This window comes from Paenibacillus sp. CCS19 (assembly GCF_033239625.1).
GTDB lineage: Bacteria > Bacillota > Bacilli > Paenibacillales > Paenibacillaceae > Paenibacillus_T.
In genome coordinates this window covers 48,458-68,257 of record NZ_BTCK01000012.1, presented here as the reverse complement: position 1 = coordinate 68,257, position 19,800 = coordinate 48,458, and the positions used below count along the sequence as shown (strand labels likewise).

At 50.4% G+C, this 19,800-nt stretch carries 14 protein-coding genes; 5 read left to right on the top strand and 9 right to left on the bottom strand.

The annotated features are described in order from the left end of the window. Positions 1 to 21 precede the first annotated feature (21 nt). Complete coding sequence (locus SBI19_RS10975; protein ID WP_317967949.1) at positions 22 to 1,020, top strand: polysaccharide deacetylase family protein; 999 nt, start codon at positions 22 to 24, stop codon at positions 1,018 to 1,020. Positions 1,021 to 1,275: 255 nt separating this feature from the next. Beyond that, the gene (locus tag SBI19_RS10970; RefSeq protein ID WP_317967947.1) at positions 1,276 to 3,381 is read left to right on the top strand and encodes a glycosyl hydrolase; all 2,106 of its coding nucleotides are present in this window, start codon (positions 1,276 to 1,278) and stop codon (positions 3,379 to 3,381) included. Positions 3,382 to 3,476: 95 nt separating this feature from the next. Here the strand turns inward: SBI19_RS10970 and SBI19_RS10965 are convergent, their stop codons facing one another. From SBI19_RS10965 to SBI19_RS10935, 7 genes are all read right to left on the bottom strand, one after another. Beyond that, positions 3,477 to 4,439 (bottom strand): glycosyl hydrolase, encoded by a 963-nt coding sequence (locus SBI19_RS10965; protein ID WP_317967946.1) that lies wholly within the window; start codon positions 4,437 to 4,439, stop codon positions 3,477 to 3,479. 147 nt (positions 4,440 to 4,586) lie between these two features. Next, entirely contained in the window at positions 4,587 to 6,296 is a 1,710-nt protein-coding gene (locus tag SBI19_RS10960; protein WP_317967945.1) for an ABC transporter substrate-binding protein, read from the bottom strand. 86 nt (positions 6,297 to 6,382) lie between these two features. Beyond that, on the bottom strand, positions 6,383 to 7,321 hold the full coding sequence (locus tag SBI19_RS10955) for a carbohydrate ABC transporter permease (RefSeq protein ID WP_317967943.1): 939 nt from the start codon (positions 7,319 to 7,321) through the stop codon (positions 6,383 to 6,385). A 14-nt stretch (positions 7,322 to 7,335) separates the two neighbouring features. Further along, positions 7,336 to 8,292 carry an ABC transporter permease gene (locus SBI19_RS10950; RefSeq protein WP_317967941.1) on the bottom strand — a complete coding sequence of 319 codons (957 nt, stop codon included), beginning with the start codon at positions 8,290 to 8,292 and terminating at the stop codon, positions 7,336 to 7,338. Positions 8,293 to 8,421: 129 nt separating this feature from the next. After that, complete coding sequence (locus SBI19_RS10945) at positions 8,422 to 9,960, bottom strand: response regulator transcription factor (RefSeq protein WP_317967939.1); 1,539 nt, start codon at positions 9,958 to 9,960, stop codon at positions 8,422 to 8,424. Next, positions 9,954 to 11,741: a sensor histidine kinase gene (locus tag SBI19_RS10940; RefSeq protein WP_317967936.1), complete on the bottom strand. Its 1,788-nt coding sequence runs from the start codon at positions 11,739 to 11,741 to the stop codon at positions 9,954 to 9,956. The genes SBI19_RS10945 and SBI19_RS10940 overlap by 7 nt, the downstream gene beginning before the upstream one ends. A 96-nt stretch (positions 11,742 to 11,837) precedes the next feature. After that, positions 11,838 to 14,027 (bottom strand): alpha-galactosidase, encoded by a 2,190-nt coding sequence (locus SBI19_RS10935; protein WP_317967934.1) that lies wholly within the window; start codon positions 14,025 to 14,027, stop codon positions 11,838 to 11,840. 189 nt (positions 14,028 to 14,216) lie between these two features. Between SBI19_RS10935 and SBI19_RS10930 the strand changes: the two genes are divergently transcribed. The 3 genes from SBI19_RS10930 to SBI19_RS10920 all read left to right on the top strand — a co-directional run bounded on the left by SBI19_RS10930 (position 14,217) and on the right by SBI19_RS10920 (position 18,111). Further along, positions 14,217 to 15,044 carry an AraC family transcriptional regulator gene (locus SBI19_RS10930; protein ID WP_317967932.1) on the top strand — a complete coding sequence of 276 codons (828 nt, stop codon included), beginning with the start codon at positions 14,217 to 14,219 and terminating at the stop codon, positions 15,042 to 15,044. A gap of 91 nt (positions 15,045 to 15,135) precedes the next feature. Beyond that, the gene (gene glgP / locus SBI19_RS10925; RefSeq protein ID WP_317967930.1) at positions 15,136 to 17,301 is read left to right on the top strand and encodes an alpha-glucan family phosphorylase; all 2,166 of its coding nucleotides are present in this window, start codon (positions 15,136 to 15,138) and stop codon (positions 17,299 to 17,301) included. A 228-nt stretch (positions 17,302 to 17,529) separates the two neighbouring features. Then, positions 17,530 to 18,111 carry an LOG family protein gene (locus tag SBI19_RS10920; protein WP_317967928.1) on the top strand — a complete coding sequence of 194 codons (582 nt, stop codon included), beginning with the start codon at positions 17,530 to 17,532 and terminating at the stop codon, positions 18,109 to 18,111. A 41-nt stretch (positions 18,112 to 18,152) separates the two neighbouring features. Here the strand turns inward: SBI19_RS10920 and SBI19_RS10915 are convergent, their stop codons facing one another. Both SBI19_RS10915 and SBI19_RS10910 read right to left on the bottom strand, forming a co-directional pair. Beyond that, a complete protein-coding gene (locus SBI19_RS10915; protein WP_317967926.1) occupies positions 18,153 to 18,851 on the bottom strand; it encodes an ABC transporter permease in 699 nt (232 codons plus the stop codon). Next, positions 18,844 to 19,767: an ABC transporter ATP-binding protein gene (locus SBI19_RS10910; protein ID WP_317967924.1), complete on the bottom strand. Its 924-nt coding sequence runs from the start codon at positions 19,765 to 19,767 to the stop codon at positions 18,844 to 18,846. Before SBI19_RS10910 ends, SBI19_RS10915 begins: the two co-directional genes overlap by 8 nt. Positions 19,768 to 19,800: the final 33 nt, after the last annotated feature.

The window sequence follows — 19,800 nt, the reverse complement described above, 5'->3', positions numbered from 1 at the left end:
CGCAAGGAAGTGTGCTGCTCTTTGAATACGATCCCACGAATTGCCATTCTATTAACGACTCTATTCCTTCTACTGATTCCAACTGTTCATGCGGCGGCCTCCAAGAGCGAATATAACAACAAAGTCGCGATTCTCATGTATCATCACATGACTGATGGCGTGAATAAACCGAACACGGATATTATGACGACGAAGCAGTTCGACGACCAACTTTCCTACCTGCAGCGCAAAGGTTTTCATTTTATCTCACTGCGTCAGTATATCGATTTTATGAAAGGCGGAACGGTGCCTTCGAATGCGGTGCTTGTCACGTTCGACGATGGCTATGAGAGTTATAGCAGCCTCGCCTATCCGATTCTCAAATCCAAAAATATTCCATCCGTCGCATTCATCATTACAAGCGCGACAGACAATAAGAAATACGGATATATTCCTCATATGACCCATGAGGAGCTGAAGCAAGTAACCGCAGACAATCTTGCCGAAGTACAGTGCCATACGAACAACCTCCACTATCTCGTCGATAAACGGCATAATGGATTAACCGCCTATTTGAAGGTTAATGGAATCAAAGAAACGCAAGAACAGTATCAGAAGCGAGTGCAGGGCGACGTTACGGCCTGCAAGAATCAACTGATGCCGATCAATGCGAGTCCGATCGATACGTTCGCCTATCCGTACGGCATTCATGACCGCAAGTCGGAGGAGGTACTCCGTCAGGCGAATATTCAATTCGCTTTTACCGTCAAGGAAGGCATTAGCACACAGAAAACCAACAGGTTAGCGATTCCACGGATCAACGGAGGCAGTCCCTCTATTACCCCTGCTGATCTGGAGGCCATCATCATAAGGAATGCCCATCCTTACAGCATGGATGCCATCCTTCATCGAGCGAACCACTTGGCCCGCCAAGCTCCTCATCGCAAGAGCTTCTGGGCGCTCTGCTTTCTCCTCCTCATCGGAATCGGGTATATGGGCTATCGTCAAATTCGTAAAAGCGGCAATCCATTCGCTGCCTAATAGCACACAACAAGGAGCCGCGGATATCCGCGGCTTCTCTTTTTTCCTCCTTCAAGTCATCCATAATTAATGGATGACTTTAGCCATAATCCATGGAATAGGCAGTGCCTCCTCACTACTTTATGATGGGTTCTAAGAGAGGTGATGTCCGATATAGGATGATTTGAAAACGCATACAAAGAACCAAAAAATCGCTAGAGTTTCCTATGTGTTTTCAACAGCATTGTATTAGAACCTATTATGAGGAGTGATTGCGTGCTAGCTTCATGGTCAAGAAGGATCAATAAAATCCCGCGTTCCGCATTCTTATCCATCATGTGCTTATCTTTATGGCTATCGCCAACGGCAGTCAGCGCTGAAACGGACAGCGCTTCGGCCGCTTCGGAGAGCGTCTCTACTGTAATCGGATATAAAGATGCCATTCTTCAAGGCAGCGGGGTAGAGAAACTAACTTCTCCCCAAGCTAATGACAGCTTATATAAAGGCCTCGGCTATGTGTCTTTCTTCTATGATGACGACTCGAATTCTAGTCAACCAAGCGGAACCGCCACATTCAACGTTAACGCAGCTGCTTCCGGTCTCTATAAGCTTAGCGTTGGCTACTACATTCCTGAAGGCTATGGATCCAAGGATACAGGCATTGAGGTTAATGGGACTGGCGTAAACAGCATAACACTGGATGCCCCGGCCGCCGGTGCCGTCGTGAATGAAAAGATGGTCAGCAAGATCGCCCTGAACGCCGGCCCGAACGAAGTTACATTTTCCCGTGGCTGGGGGTATTACGGAATTGAATATGTGAAAGTCGAAGCCGCCGCTTCTTCCGCAGCAAGCGACAAGATCGAAGCGGAAGACGGGGTTATGACGGGAGAGGTAAGCATCGGAACAGCCGACGCTGGTTATTCCGGTACAGGGTACGCTGCCTTCAAGAGCACAGGATCGCTCACGCTGACTTATAACGCATCAGTTAGCGGCCTATATGATCTTGCAATCGGTTACAATGCCCCGAATGGCGATAAGAAAACACAGCTAGTAGTCAATGGCCAAGCTAACGAGATCTCTCTTCCTGCAGGCTCAAGTTTCTTAGAAGCTTCCGGCGGCAAAGTCATGCTGAATGCAGGAAGCAATACGATTGCATTCAATCCGAATTGGGGCTGGTACAATATTGACTACGTCAAGCTGTCAGCATCATCAGACGCTGCTTCCCAGCATCAAGTCAATAAAGAACCGGTGAACCCGAATGCAACCACGGAAACAAAAGCGCTCATGAACTATCTCGTCGAACAGTACGGAAAGAGCATTCTATCGGGTCAGCAGACGCTTGAAGATGCTCAGTGGATTAAAGAGCAAACCGGTCAATATCCCGCCATCATGTCGACGGATATGATGGATTATTCCCCTTCTCGCGTCGAGCATGGTGCGACTTCTTCGGAAGTCGATAAGGCGATCCAATGGGCACAGGAAGGCGGGATTGTCTCGTTCGTCTGGCACTGGAATGCGCCTACGGGGCTGTACGATACGCCAGGCAAGGAATGGTGGAGCGGATTTTATACGGATGCAACCTCGTTCGACGTTCAATATGCGCTGGAGCATCCGAAATCCAAAGATTATAAGCTGCTGCTTCGCGACATCGATGCAATTGCAGTCCAATTAAAGAGACTTCAGGACGCTCATGTGCCCGTGCTATGGAGACCGCTCCATGAAGCGGAAGGCGGATGGTTCTGGTGGGGGGCCAAAGGTCCGGAGCCAGCCAAACAGCTATACCGACTCATGTATGACCGATTTACGAATTACCATCACCTGAACAACTTGATCTGGATATGGAACTCCGAGAAGCCTGAATGGTATCCAGGCGATGATGTCGTCGATATCGCAAGCGTCGATATTTATAACGAAGCAGGCAATTATGGCCCGAACATTGCCAAGTACGACAGCTTGGTCAATCTCGTACAGGATAAGAAGATGGTTGCCCTGCCCGAGAATGGTCCGATCCCCGATCCTGCGCAGCTTATAGCGTATTCAGCGCATTGGCTCTTCTTCAGTACGTGGACAGGCGATTATATTCGCGACGGACAATATAATTCTTCGGAGCATCTCAGAAACGTATATAGCAGCGATTATGTCATCACTCGTGATGAGCTTCCGTCTAACCTCTATACGGCACGCGTCTCCTATAGTACAACGGATCCAACCAACAAGCTGGTGGTCGCTCGTCTAACGACAACGGAGCCGGTAACCATCACGAACAACCGCGGATCCAGCGTGCATATATTCACGAAGAACGGCAGCTTCACGTTCACCTATGTCGATGCGAACGGCAACCCTGGTTCTGTTACAGCGGCAGTGAATAACATCGAACGTTAACCTTTTCACTCAACACTCAGTGACCTATAATGCTGCTCTTATGCAAAAGCAGCCGTCTCGATATATCCGAGACGGCTGCTTTCATTTGATTACAATTAATACAAAGCAGGAAGCCTATCGAGTGTAATTGCATATTCATGCTGATAGGCTTCTCGAAGCTCCTCCTCGCTGGTCCACTCGCCCGATGCGCCGAATTCATTGGACCAAATCATGTACCACACCCATGGAATTCTTGTAAGCGAAAGCTGCTTCATACTAGGCTGTACACCAATCTCGCCTAATGCAGCCAACTTCGGAGCACGCGTGATCTGGACTAATTCCTCATATTCAGGTTTCAGATCTGTATGACAGTGCTTGGCAGGATACAAGTCCCTGGATATAACATCCGTCACATCGTCGCCTACATAACCTTCAACCAATGGAGAGTTCCATACCCAAATCAAATTGTTAAGCGCATGTACACGGGTATAACGATCATACATGATGCGGTACAGCTGCTTGGCAACCTCAGGCCCCTTATGTCCCCACCAGAACCAATCCCCCTCTGCTTCATGGAATGGCCGCCATAGAATCGGGATTCGCTTCTCGCAGAACGGCTTAAGAATAACAGCCATATGGTCCATATCAGCGATGAGCGCTTGATGCTCCTCTGTCCCCTCCATGACTGCTCTGGAGGCGTCGAAGGTCGTATTCTTCGAATAGAATGCCTTATCCCAACCTCCGAGGGGAGAGAACCAATGCCAGGTGAATGTGATCAGCCCTTTGCGATCTGCCCATTCCCAAGCGCGGTCCAGCGTGTTCCGATTCTCTTCGATTTCAAGCAAGCACTCTTCGCTGCTGTTGTCCTTGTTTATATTAGGCGAATAGCTCAACAATTCGAACCCGCATAGTGCTGGCAGCTTCCCTGTAACTTGTTCAATGTACAGAAGCTCTTTCTGTCTATTGGTCTGGGTATGTTGTCCGGTGATGATACCTCTTCCGGATATTTCGTTTAAGTATCGCAGTACGGCTTTCACTTCATCGCTAGCATTCGGATTACAAGGGACTGCATTCGGCATCTCTATGGTCCACTCCTCTTAGGCTCTGTTTATATCTCTTCGCAACAACTGCAGAACAACTTCCTTCAACCATCATGAGAAAAAGGGGCAGCATCCCCTTTCCAATCGGAAATGGAGAACGGCCCCTTCGTTTATTCATTACCTGAATTACTGGTTAGACCACAGCTTGATACGATCTTGAATGTGCTTCGTATAGGAAGCTTCCATCTCTTCGACGCCTGCCTTCTCCAAATCGGCCATATAGTCATCCCAGATCTTATCGAATTCCTCTGGTTTGGACATGACAGCTTGCGGGATTCGTTTCCATGTAATGTCCTTCATCTTCGCCCCGAGGATAACAGCCGGATCATCATTCGGAAGGGACATCGTATACGCAGCGCCGTATGCTCTTGGCTGGAACTCTTCTTCCTTAGGGAAGAGATCCTTCCAATGATCAATGCCATAAGCCTTCAGCGTTTCCTTCTCTGCCACGTTGTATGTCGCAGTCAACATCTCTGGATAGTTGCGAGTAAAGAAATTGCCTGTCGAATCCTTAATGCCGTCGCCATAATGAACCATCATGTTCCAGTATAGACCGATGCCGGACTCCTTCTGGAATGCAGCGCCGTCTTTGTCGCTACGCTGCTGCACCTCTGGGATGATCGTCCGCTTGCCGTTCTCGTACGTATAATGCTTCCCTTCAATGCCCCAGTTCACAAGGATTTGGCCTTCTTCCGACGCAAGGTAATCAAGGAACTGAATCGCCCGGACCGGATCCTTCGTCTTGCTGGAAATCGAGATGCCATAACCTCCGTCAAAGCCTGCAGGCCAGAAATTCGTATCCTTGTAGTCTTGGCTCATCGTGACCGGATAGTGGCCGTAGGTTTGATCATACTTGCCGGCCGCCTTAAGCGCATTCTGTCCGTCGCCGTAATCCCATTCCGGGTCAGCCAAACCAAGAACGCGGCCCGAAGCAACCTTCGCCTTGAACTGATCGGTCTTCTGCACGAAGCTCTCGGGGTCAAGCAATCCAATATCATTCATATGATTCAGCCAGCGGAAATACTCTTTCTCTTCCGGACGGCGGAAGTGATACGTCGCTTCGTGCGTCTCTTGATTAATGTAGTATTCGCCGTCATCCGGCCCGCCTGTCGTTTGAAAACCCGAGTTGGTCACCTGATACATATGCCAGTCGTCGGCATTCAAGGACATGCCGATATTTTTGTTGCCGTTCTCGTCTGTCGGATGCTTCGTAATGTAGTCTTGAATAACCTTCTCGTAATCCTTCACCGTACGAATTTCGGGGTATCCCGCTTCCTTCACGACACGGTGCTGCAGCTCGAATCCGCCATCCGTTTTGAATTTCTTCTCGTCGACGGAAGACCAGGTTGGAATGGCATAGATCGATTGATCATCCAGGCTGTACTTCGTGCGGACGAGCTTATCGCCCAGCATCTTCTTAATGTTTGGCGCATACTTGTCGATCAGATCGGTCAGATCAATGATCGCGCCCGCATCGACGAGTTTACCTACATCCGCCTTGGCTGCGATGAGATCCGGATAATTGCCTGTCGCTGCGATCAAAGAAATCTTCTGGACCGGATCGCCGACAGCGAACTCAGCGTCCAAGGTTACACCGGTCTTCTCTGTGATGACCTTGCCGACCTCGTCCTTCATGTTGTTCCAGTTGGTGCTCGAATCCTCCGAGAAATACGTCAGCGTGATAGGCGCTAGGCTAGTCCCGGACGTAGAACCTCCCTCGACGGTTGTGCCCTCTGTTGCAGAGGAGTCATTATTACCCGAACAACCTGAAAGCGTTGCTGCCACAGTCAGCGCAAGCAATGAAGCGGTGACCATCCCTTTTTTGTTTACCTTCATGAAGCGAAACCTCCCTTATTAAATGAGCATGATGAATTTGTATAGGACAGGCAGTTCGCCTGGATATACCGACGATGGAATTCGCACTAACTTTTTACTGCGCCAAGCGTCATGCCTTTGACGAAATACTTTTGCAAGAAAGGATAAACAACCAGAATCGGTACCGTAACAATGATGGTAATTGCCATTTTGACGGATTCAGGCGATACCTGCTGCATGCGCTGCGCCATATTGGCCGCGTCTTGCGAGTTGGTGGCAGTGGTTGTCGTGCTTTGCAATATTTTCATCAATTCATACTGAAGGGTTGTTAACGATTCGTTGGATCCGTTGAACAAGTACGTATCGAACCACGAATTCCATTGCCCGACTGCCAAGAACAGCGCCACTGTCGCGAGTGCCGGTTTGCACAACGGCAGAATAACACGCCAATAGATGGTGAAGTCGTTGGCACCGTCCAGCTTAGCTGATTCTTGGAGCGCGTAAGGCAGCCCGTCGATGAAAGAGCGAATGACGAACACATTAAAAGCGCTTACGAGTCCTGGCAAAATGTACACGGCAAACGTGTCGATCAATTGCAGGTTCTTCATCAAAATAAATCCTGGAATCAACCCGCCGGAAACATACATCGTTATGGCAAGGAAGGTCGAGATGAACCGTCTTGCTCTAAAATCGCTGCGCGACAGCGTATAAGCTAGCATCGAGCCACTGACTAATCCAGCTGCAGTGCCGATCACCGTCCGCAGCACAGAAATTTTGAACCCTGTAATCAACCCGCCGAAGGTAAAGATCAAATCGTAGTTGCGGAGCGTAAACTCCCTCGGCCAGATCGTAATCCCGCCTCTTACCGTGTCGACAGAATCGTTAAAGGAAATGGCCAGCACATTTAAAAACGGGTAGATGGTTGCGATCGTTACGATTATTAAGGACAAGTAAACGAACAGTTCCAATAGTGCATCCGACGCTGATTTCGACTTTAACTTTGCGCCATATCGTCCGATAGTTGAATTGCTTTTGACAGCTTCCATGCGATCTTTCCTCCTTACATAATGCTTTCGTTCGTAAAGCGCTTGAATATGCCATTGGCGGCAAACAACAGGATGAGACTAATGACGGAGTTGAATATATTGATCGCTGTACCGAAGGAGTAACGTCCCATCGCCAAGCCATAATTAAGCGCATACAAATCAAGCACTTCGGAGTAATCGATAACCAAATGGTTGCCGAGCAAAAATTGCTTCTCGAAGCCTGTGCCGAGCAGATGTCCGATCGACATAATCAGCAGCACAATGATCGTCGGCCGAATACCCGGAAGCGTAATATGCCATATCTGCTGTAGTCGACTAGCGCCGTCCACTCTGGCTGCTTCATACAGCTCAGGACCGATTCCTGAGATGGCAGCGAGGTAAATAATCGCGCTCCAGCCGGTTTCTTTCCAAATATCCGCCCCTGTTACAATGCCCCAGAATAAGTTGCCTTGGGCCATGAATTGAATCGGTTTGTCGATCAGGTGCAGACTCATCAGAATATCGTTCACGACGCCGCCATCGGTCGATAACATCTTGGTTACGATGCCTGCTGCAACGACCCATGATACGAAGTGCGGCAGATACGACACGGTTTGAACGAATCGCTTCATCACTTGAACCCGAACCTCATTGAGCAGCAGCGCGAACACGACCGGTACGATAAAGCCGGCAATTAAGCCCATCAAGCTCATGGCCAGCGTGTTCCGCAGCACCTGATAGAAGTGCTCGTCTCCGAACAGAACGCGGAAATGCTCAAGTCCTACCCATTTCTGATCGAAGAAGCTGACGCCAGGCTTATATTTCTGGAAGGCCATCGTCCAGCCCCATAGAGGCAGGTACTGGAATACAAAGACCCAAAGGACGAAAGGAATGGACATGTAGTACAAATATTGTTGGTTCTTAAACACCTTCCATGCGTGGTTCTTCGGCTGTTTGTATGCGTTTTCCTTAATGCTTGTTACTGTATTCATTGCTTCCCCCTCCTGTATTTCCATCTTAAAGGAGAGAGAAGACAAGGCCCATCTAACGGATTTCGGAGAAAATCATCTACAAATTAATGATTCTTGTCATGCTACGCGATCAAACGCGGACTTTTTGAACTACCTCTTATATTCCGAAGGCGATCGGCCTTCGTACTTCTTGAACTTGCTGTGAAAGTAGTTGACGTTCGTATAGCCGATGCGTTCGGCCACTTCATAAACCTTCATGCCTTGGCTGAGCAGTTCCTTCGCTTTCTGGATGCGAACCTTGTCCAGATAGGTGTTAAAATACTCCCCTGTCCGGTTCTTGAACAGCTGTCCTAGATAGGCAGAGCTGTAATTCAGCAGTCCAGCCAACGTCTCCAGCTTCAAATTATCCGCATAGTGTTTATGGATAAAATCGATCATTTTCTTAAAATCCTGCTCTTTGCCGCCAGGCTCAGACTCTTGCGCGAACGCCAGCAGGAATCGATGGATCTCATCCATCAGATCCGAGAGATAAAGCTGCCGGAATATGCTGTTCAAGAAACGCGACACAGCCTCCGAGTCTTTCAGGTCCATTCGCGAGCCGGCCTTCACTTTATGAATGACCGCGTTCGACAAGAAAAAGAACGATTCCTTCATCGCTTTCTCATCTTGTCCCTGCGCGAGGAACAATGCCGCAGCCTCGTTCAACAGCGGAAGGATTATCGCATGGTTTCCTACTTCCAAGCTGTAGTACAAACGTACAATTAGGTCCTCTACCGCCTCTCCATGGTCAGCATGCGTCAGAGGCGATTCCATGGAAGAAAGCGAAGACGGATGAGGTCCAAGAAGTCGGTTCTTCTCGCTGAAGAATGCTTGCTTTACTGCTTCCTGCGCTCTGGCATATGAACTGCAAATCTGTTCGGGTACGGATACCGCCCCGCCGGTTGCCGCTGCGAATCGCACGCCGTTAGCGGATTGCACGAGCTCTTCATAGAGATTGTCTCGACTATGAATGCCTCGCAGCGGCTCCTTGAGGAGTAGAATGACATAAGGGGAAATGACGGTTACAATCCCCTTGTTCCTTCCCTCCATCATGGCTCGAATGCCAGAAGACAGCTGCGACAACGCGCGGTTCGATTCCGTATCGCGAGGACTAACAACGACAACCTCATAGCTGCTCCATCGTATCTCAACTTGCTGCGCCAAGCCTCTTGCTTTCATTGCGTCCTTCGCCAACTCCCCCTGGACTAACAAGTTGTGCAAAAGCTTCTCGCGGTCTACGACCTCTTGATGGCGCGCCCTTCCTTGCGTTCGATCTTGTTCTACCCGCTCTCGTATACGCGTTAAATTAGCGGTCATCTCACGCGTGTCTACCGGCTTCAGGAGATATCCGGTTACTCCGTATTTGATCGCCTGCTGCGCATATTCGAAATCTGCATAACCGCTGAGAATAATAAAATGCATCCGATGTCCGGCAGCTGTTAAGTGATGAATCAGCTGCAGTCCGTCCATTACTGGCATACGGATATCGACAATGACGACATCCGGCTCTTCTTCTTCAATAACCGCCAACGCTTCCTGTCCGTTAGCAGCAGTTGCTGCCACTGTGTACCCAAGATTTTCCCACGCTATCAACGTTTGAAGGCCCTGTCGAACCTTCGGTTCATCATCCACGATGACGACTTTCAACATGCGGATTCACCTCCAGGAATGAAGAACGTAATCGATGTGCCGCGGCCTGATTCGCTCTCGATGTGCAATGCGCTTGATGCCCCATATAACACGACTAGCCGGTCATTCACGTTGTGCAGTCCGATTCGCTGACCCACCTGATCATCCGCTGAAGAATCGAGCTCTTCTTTTATTTGTGCCAGCCGATCGGCCGTGAAGCCCGCTCCGTTGTCGCGTACTTGCACCTGAACGCCGCCAGGCGCTTCCACCGCGTCAACCTCGATCACAACCCCTTCGATCCGGTTATCCAAGCCGTGAATGATGGCGTTCTCGATTAAAGGCTGAACGATTAACGGAGGAACCAGCGTTCTCTCTATCCTCCGATCAATATTCAGATGATAGCTCAAGCGATCCTCATACCGGAATTTCTGAAGATCGAGATAACAACGTACCCGCTCGAGCTCTTCGCTCAGTGCAATCGTGCCATTCCCTGCCTCTAGGCTGCTGCGCAGCAAGGCGCTCAACATCCACACCGCTTCGGCGATATCGTCCTGCTTGCGAATATGAGCTTCCATTCGAATGGACTCCAACGAATTGAATAAGAAATGCGGATTAATCTGGCTCGCGAGCATCTTGAACTTGATTTCGTTCTGTCTCTGCTCGATGAGACTCTTCTGCCGGTTCGTCTCATTCACCTCGTGGATCAAGTCATTCACATTTCGAACGAGAGCATTAAATTGTCTGGACAGCAAAGCAACCTCATCTTTGCCATCGATCTCGAGCGTAGCTTCCCATGAGCCGGCTCCTACCTTGGACATATGCTTGCTCAACCGAAGCAGCCTCCTGGATATCAGAGAGGCAGATGCGTAGATGAGAAGGATGGCAACGATCAAACCGGCTGTTATCACGATCACGCCAAGCAGGATGACTTGATTCGCATCATGGGTAATTTCTGAGATTGTAAAAATCGAAATAATGCGAAGCCCGTTCCAGCTGTTCTGCGGATTCAGCTTAGCGATTATGACTTTGGACGATTTGCCATTGATTTCGGTATCGAAGCTCCCTTCCTGGCTGGACAGAATATTGGCATCGGCATGGATCTGCTTCAGATCCTTCCCCATCAACTCGTTCTCATTGGCCGCGACGATCCGGTTCTGGTCATCCACGATCAAGGTAGGGAATGATTCTTGCTCGAGAATGGCGTGTAATTGCTGCTTGTTCACATTCATAACAAGAACACCGCTGCTGCCTTGTTCCTCTATTGGGAAGGAACGAATAAGGCTCAGATTGTCAGTCCCGTACCGCTCATCCGGGATCAGGTTCCAACCGACGAGCCCTTTCTGTGCGATGGCCTCTTGATACCATTCGGACGACGTTAGCTTTGCATTCGGTTGAATAAACTCCCAATTGTTAAGCGCTCCTGCATTGGCGACATAGACGCGAATGCCGGATATCTCTTTGTGATACAACTGGAGATAGTCTCGGATGTCCGTATATTCCCGATACGTCTTAATGACCTCGACATAGCTGTCATATTTCTGGCTGGCCACCTTCTTCATTCGATTGTCCGTCATTAGCCGATAGGAGATATCCAGCGGTACGTTAATCAGTTCCTCCGTCCTTTTCTGCACCCGCTCGACATTCGCAGAGGCTTGCGAGAAAGCATCGTTAATGACGATGTCACGAAGCTTCTCCATTAGAAATAAGCCGCATATTAGCAGTGGAATGATGGCAGCCGATATAAACACAAGCGCGAGCTTCCGCTTCATCTTCATGTCATTCATCATTCGGATCACAAACATGATGTACCCTCCTGGGCCTGATTAGGCCGTTGCGCGCAAAATACCCCTTTCTAATAAAAAGGGGTATAAGGCAATTATTTCTATTTGTTCTCCAGGTTAAACTTCACGCGTCTCGGGATTAGCCGCTCGAATTCGGAACCAACCGCTCTCGTAATCCTTCTGCTTGTAGGTCAGCGGCAGCCCAAGCTGCATCAGTCGATCCCCGCCGAACGTCGACGCCATCTCGCTGTCGCTCGATCGAACTTCGTATTCGAGCTCCGGGTCAAGTCCCGCAAGCCGCAAGCTTCTCCGCGGCGCATGAGGGATGGCCATCACTTGGAAGTAGTACACAAGCGCCTCTTCTTTGTCTTGCGAGACAAACATCCATGCCGATTCGTTCCCCTCGAACGGACTCTTCAAACGGTACAAATCGCCTTGCTGCACTAATCCGCGAATCTGCTTGTATGCAGCAACTTGATCCTGCACGAGCGCTTTCTCTTCATCCGTAAACTTCGTTAGATCAAGCTCATAACCGAAGTTGCCGGACATGGCGACATTTCCTCGGAAATCTAGCGGCGTCATTCGTCCCACCTGATGGTTCGGAACAGCGGATACATGCGCACCGATGGCGCTCACAGGATAAACAAGGCTCGTCCCGTACTGAATCTTGAGTCGTTCTACCGCATCTGTGTTATCGCTCGTCCAAGTCTGAGGCATGTAGTAGAGCATGCCCGGATCGAACCGCCCGCCTCCGCTGGAACAGCTCTCGAACAGAATATGCGGGAACGCCGTCGTGATCCGCTCCAGCAGCTCGTATAGGCCAAGCACATAGCGATGGGCCGTCTCCGCTTGACGTTCAGGCGGCAGCGCAGCAGAGCCGATCTCGGTCAGGGCGCGGTTCATGTCCCATTTGACATAAGAGACTGGAACGTTGACGAATACGGCAGATAGGGAGTCGTAAATATAATCGCGCACTTCCTTGCGGCTGTAATCCAGCACGAGCTGCCATCTTGCCTCCGTGCGGCGCCGTCCGGGAACATGCAGGCACCAGTCCGGATGCTTCCGATACAGCTCGCTGTCCGGCGAGATCATCTCCGGTTCGAACCACAGACCGAATCGAAGCCCCAGCTTATTGATGCGCTCCGCCACATCCGCAAGTCCGCCGGGCAGCTTCCGACGATCCTCGTACCAATCGCCAAGCGAGGAGTTGTCGGCATCCCGCTTGCCGAACCAGCCATCATCGAGCACGAACAGTTCGATGCCGAGCTTGGCCCCTTCTTCCGCGATGGATACCAGCTTGTCCGCATTAAAGTTAAAATAAGTCGCTTCCCAGTTGTTGACGAGAATCGGCCGTTCGGCATCCCGATATTGCCCCCGGCACAGCCGTGTCCGATACAACCGATGATACGTGCGCGACATCTCTCCCAAGCCTTGACCGGAGTAAACCATAACAACTTCCGGCGTCTGGAAGCTCTCGCCTTGTTCCAACTGCCAAGCGAAATCAAAGGCATTCACGCCCATGCTGAATCTGGTCGAACCGAAGGAATCCACCTCCGCTGTCGCCTCAAAGCTGCCGCTGTACACCAAGCTGAAGCCGTAAGCTTCGCCGTAATTCTCCGTCGTGCCTGACGCGACGAGCGCCGCGAAAGGATTAAATTGATGGCTGCTCATGCCCCTCTTGCTATCGATTCGCGTCTCGCCTTGCAGCAGCGGTCTTCGTGTTATGTTCCCTTCGCGCGCCCATGCGCCTGCAAGATAAGTAATCTCCATTTCGCGCTGCTCCGCAAAATCAACACTGGCGCTCAGCGCTCGACGCAGCCGCAGCTGCTTCTGTCCTCCGTTAATCATTCGCACAGAGCGAACAATAACGTTACGATCGGCGAAGATCGTGTACAGCAGGTTAACCTTGAGCCCGGAATAGCGGTCCATTAGTTCAAGTATGAGCGTATCGGCCTCAGTGTCATTCTCCGTGTATACGGCCGGCAGCCCAAGCAGTGAAGGCTTCCCTTTCATTGTGCGGTAGCTAACGTACTGAAGCTCTGTAATTCGCGTTCCATCCTCAAGCTCAACTTGATAGGCCGGATTGCGGAAGTCCCCGCTGCCATACTGCGGGTATTCTTGCGGCAGCCGATCTAATCCCGCATGGTCAGGCGTGTGAATGAGGAGATCTTCCATTCGTTCCCGATGCGTAAGCTTAGCTCCCCAATAGACATGAACCGGATGCCCATTCACGATCTGAATCAAATAGCTCATGCCGGACGATTGCAGATGAAACAGTCCCAACTGCTCTTGGACCTTGATGCTCATTGCGTAATTTCCCCTCTCTAGTGTGTGCATGATGTGCATCTTACATGGTATTAAGCTTGATTAGTTAACGATTGACTCTTCTTCATCAATACCAAAATGATATATGATTATTTATAACAAAGTACATGGCTAGATACTCAGTAAATATGTCATAATGCTAGATACAAACAACTAAGGGGAATCATCGGTATGATTGAGTATTTGCCGCGAAGCAAACAGCATACAGAACTGTATCTGACCCAATACGGCTGCGAGAATTGTATCCCCGGCCATTATCACGGACCTGCCATCAGAAGTCACTATCTGCTGCATTACATTCTGGATGGAGAAGGATTCTTCGAGGTTGGCGGAACTCGCCATACGCTTCGAAAGGGACAAGGCTTTCTCATCTGTCCCGATGTGATTACCTATTATGAAGCAAGCAAGACAAGCCCTTGGACCTACTGCTGGTTTGGTTTTGACGGGACGATAGCTGAGTCGCTCTTGAAGCAGGCTGGGCTTACGATGGACAGCCCGATTCTCCACTACGATCAGGACGATCGCATTTACCGATATTTTACCTCCATGAACGAATCCAGAGGTTATCATAAAGCGAGAGAGACCCGTCTAACCGGGCTGCTCTACTCCTTGTTGTCGCTTCTTGTTGAGTTTGGACCTGCATTGCCGACTTCTGAGCATAAAGAGAGCCGAGCCGAAATATACGTCGAGAAGGTGAAGGATTTCGTCGAGACGAATTTCGCCCAGAAAATTACGGTCGAGGATATTGCCCAATTCATCGGACTCAACCGGAGCTACCTTTGTTCGCTGTTTCAACAGCAAATGAATACGAGCATTCAAGATTATTTGATCCGGTATCGAATCCATAAGGCTTGTGAAATGATGGGTCATGCAGAACTGACGATCGGCGATATTTCCCGCTCGGTCGGATATCCGGATCCCCTGCTCTTCTCTAAAATCTTCAAGAAAATCATGGGGTCCTCGCCCAAGCTATATCGAAGCGAAGCACGCAAGTTATAGGCACGTGCACAGCTTCCCCGCATATAGTAATAAAGCATCAAGTCAGGCGCTTACACGATTAGCGCGCAATATTGCGAAATGAGGTGGGAGAATGCCAAACGGTGGTGTGGCGTATTTCTCAGCAGAGTTCGGACTTGACGAATCTTTACCGATCTATTCGGGCGGCCTTGGCATCTTAGCGGGCGACCATATTAAAGCAGCCGCAGACTTGAACATTCAGCTTACAGGCGTAGGCATTTTCTATAAGAAAGGCTATTTCCAGCAGCAAATTAGCGATAACGGCTGGCAGCAGCAGCGTTATCCGGACGTCAATCTCGAGGCAAGCGTATACCCGGTACAGCTGGTGAGGGACTCTGACGGCCGTCCAGTCGTCATTGAAATCGCTATCGCAGGGAGATCCGTGCATGCCAAAGCATGGTACGTATCATTAGGCTCCGTCACGCTTTATCTGCTTAGCACGGATGTTGACGAGAACACGGAAGCCGATCGGCAGTTGACCGACAACCTCTATCCGAGCAATCCAGATGCCCGCATCAGCCAGGAGATGATCTTAGGCATCGGCGGCGCTCGGCTGCTCGCAGCGCTTGGGATTAAGCCAGACGTCTGGCATCTGAACGAGGGGCATTCCGCTTTCCTCGCATTCGAGCGAATCCGTATGCTGTCTGCGGATGGAGTCTCGTTCGAGACGGCGCTTGAGGCAGTCAAGGCAAGCACCGTCTTCACGACGCACACACCGGTTCCGGCCGGGCATGACGTCTTCTCGATCGACATGATCGACCAGTATCTCGGGGACTATTATTGGCAGATGGGAGCAGACCGGGATCGCGTGCTGGCGCTTGGCCGATTAGATGGCGCTTTCAACATGACGCGGCTTGCCGTCAGCTCATCTTCGAAGGTGAACGGCGTAAGCAAGCTGCACGGCGAAGTGACCCGCGAGTTGTTCCATCGCTGGATGCCGCACATCCCGATTCAAGATATTCCGGTCGATTCCGTTACGAACGGCGTTCATGTCGGCACTTGGCTGGGAGACGGGATGAAGAAGCTGTATGATCAGCACCTCGTGTCCGATTGGGCGATTCGTACGCAGGAAGTGGACATTTGGGCTTCCGTTCGTGAAATTCCGGCCACTGATCTGTGGAAGGAGCATAAGAAGGCGAAGTCTGAGATGGTGCAGGAGCTGGGGCTGCCGCTCGCTGCGTTCGGCGAAGAACCGCTGATCATAGGCTTCGCTAGACGATTCGCAACGTATAAGCGGGCGCTGCTTATCTTCAGCGACCTCGACCGACTTGCACGCATACTTGGCGACTCGCAGCGGCCGGTCTGTCTGATCTTCGCCGGCAAAGCGCATCCTGCGGATGAGCCTGGCAAAGATCTGATCCGGAGAATTGTAGAGCTGTCGCGGGAAGAACGGTTCAAAGGCCGCGTTCATATCGTGGAGAACTATGCGATGGATAAAGCGAAGAAGCTCGTTCAAGGCGTCGATGTGTGGCTTAATACACCTGTGAAGCCGATGGAAGCAAGCGGTACGAGCGGGCAAAAGGCTGCCATGAACGGCGTTCTCAACTGCAGCGTGCTCGACGGCTGGTGGGTAGAAGGCTACAACGGGCGCAATGGCTGGGCCATCGACGGGGTTACGGACGGCGACCAGACGAAGCAGGACAGCGAGACGCTGTACCGGCTGTTGGAAGAGGAAATTGTTCCGCTGTACTACAAACGGGGCGAACGCGCCATTCCGACGGAATGGGTGAACATGATGAAAGAGTCCATCGTCTCCCTCACCCCTGTCTATAACACCCATCGGATGGTAACCGATTATTGGAATCGAATCTATGTGCCTGCTACGGAGAGAGGACAACGATTCCGCGCCGACAACTTCGAGGTCGCATCAAGGGTAGGCGCCTACAAACGATTCATCCGCGACAACTGGTCTGCCGTTCATGTTAACAAAGTCGAGATTCTCGATAACCACAGCAGCCGTATCGGACTCAACAAGACAGCCTTTATCGCCAAGATCGATCTCGGTCCGATCTGGCACAAGGATGTCCGCGTGGAAGCGGTAGGCTCCGATGGCCGCCGCGGCATCTGGCGTGCGAAGATGGAGCTCGTGCAGCAGCTGTCGAAGGGACTGTACGTCTACGAGGGCGTCTCGCCTGAAATCCCGATCGACGTGTGGCGGTCGAATGTGAACGTGCGCGTTACGCCGATCAGTCCTGATTTTGCGAATGATTTCGAGATGGAACTCGCGGCTTGGGGGTAAAAGAAGCTGACACAGGCTGCCGAATTCATTCGGCAGCCTGTTGTTGTGACATGAGGAGAGCATCATCATCCCTTTCTTTGTGGTAAGGGATGATGATAGCTTACGACGCGACTCGTGCGTGAACAGGTCTTTACTTACAATTTAGGAATGGACGGGTTCTTTCGGTTGCTGCACAGGTTATAATAAATGTACTTTCTCGTCTAACTCAATCGATTGGAGTGTATCATTATGAAATCAATCGCTGTATTCTGCGGTTCCAGTGAAGAAGTCTCACCTATCTATAGACAAGCTGCAACGAAGATGGGACATGCGCTTGCCTCCAAACAAATTACGCTTGTATATGGTGGAGCCAAGGTAGGTCTGATGGGAGCAGTCGCTGATGCAGTACTTGCGCAAGGCGGGAAAGTCATCGGGATCCTCCCTCATTTCCTGCAAAGCCGCGAAATTGCCCATGAGGGTCTAACCGAGCTTATCATGGTCGATTCCATGCACGATCGTAAGGCTAAGATGGCCGAGATGTCTGACGGATTCATCGCAATGCCCGGCGGACCTGGAACGATGGAAGAATATTTTGAAATATTCACATGGGGACAGCTCGGGCTGCATCGCAAACCGTGCGGACTGCTCAATGTGAATCACTACTTCGATCCGCTGCTGGCTATGTTCGATACGATGGAACGCGAGCAGTTCATGCAGACCAAATATCGCCCGATGGTCATCACTGATGATACGCCAGAAGGAATTCTGGAGAAATTCTCGGCCTACTCGGCTCCCGCGGTCAAAACCTATCTGACTGGACAAAGGACGTAACTAAAGCTAAGAAGGAAACATAATAAGAGGCTGCCACTGAGTCATAAATCTCCGAATTTATAGATCAGTTTGACCGACAAGAGAACGCTTCCTATCCCCAGCAGACTCACAATCGCATACAGATAATCCATGTTCAAGGAGATGCCGAGCATGCTAAGAACAGTCGGGGACTGCATAAGCACAATCGCACAAATGACGGTCGGTATGACGGCTCTCCTCCAAATCCCAAACCAAAATAGCGGGATGAGTGACGCAAGCGTAATCACGATCGAGTGAATGACCATTCTTCCCGCATAGGCTGCAAAATCGGTCATTGACGGGACTCCGTCAATGATGTCGAACATCAAGTCCAGTACATACGTTGCGCTGCCGGCAAGGACAAACGATACGAGTGCGCAGATCATCGTTGCTAAAGCAATGAATAGTACCTTCGCCATCACGAGCCGCTGCCGGCTAAGCGGATATCCGAATGACAGCGCCATAGTCTTATTCTTGTATGGCTCTATAAACACATGATTGATTAGCGATGCGCCAAACAACAGACATCCTAACTGAATCGGAAGCATCAAGCCCATGGCAGCGTTGTAGCTATCACCGAATGCATTCACCGAGTCATCCTTAAAGACGACCCTGAGGAAGAAAAACGGCATAACCATCAGAATGACCCAATAAATGACCGCTTCACCGATCACCTTCCTCCGCTCCAGCTTCCGCCATTCAAGTTCGATTAGCTTAAACAACTTGATCTCCTCCTTGCATTTGATGATAGAAATAGTCCTCCAGCGTGCTCGCATGCTTCTGAATCTCCTCGATCTCGATGTCGTTCTCGACAAGCGTCTTGGAAATTTGTCCGATGGAGACGGCTGTATCATAGATTCGAATTCGTCGATCCTGTACGATCTTCATATTGTTAATATGCAGCTCGTGCTCGAGGAGATAAGCTGCTCGTTGCACATTCGAGGTTACGAGCTCCGTATAATCCGTCCGCATCTGCCGGACGTCCGCTAAGGTCACCTCGTCGATCAATTGTCCGTTCCGTATGACTCCGATTCGATCCGCCACCTGCTCGATTTCTCCTAAAATGTGACTGGAGAGAAGGAACGTAATGCCGTATTCCTTATTAAGCGTTCGAATCAAATCTCTCATATCTTTAATGCCGACCGGATCCAATCCGTTCGTAGGCTCATCTAATACGATCAGCTCCGGCTTCGTGATGATCGCCCTTGCGATGCCAAGTCGCTGCTTCATCCCAAGCGAGAAGTGCTTCACGATTTTGTCCTCAATCCCCCGCAGCTGAACCATCTCTAGCGCATGTTGTATCGCCTTTTTATCGTAATAGCCCAAATACTCGCAGTGAATCTGTAGATTCTCCATCGCGGTTAAGTGTTCGTAGAACAACGGATATTCGATAATGCTTCCTACGCGTTTCAGTCCATCCTTGGCGGCTTCGTTTAATTTCTTCCCGAACAACATGATTTCGCCGGCAGTCGGAATAATGAGCCCTGTAAGCATCTTCATGATGGTCGTTTTGCCTGCTCCGTTCGGCCCCAGCAGCCCGTAAATCTCACCTTTTCTCACCGTAAGATTGACATTGGATACGATCGCTCTGCCTTTGACGGTCTTTGCCAACTCGTAGGTTCGAATAATAGTTTGCATGCGGTTCAGCCTCCTTAAATCCCTTTCGTTTGC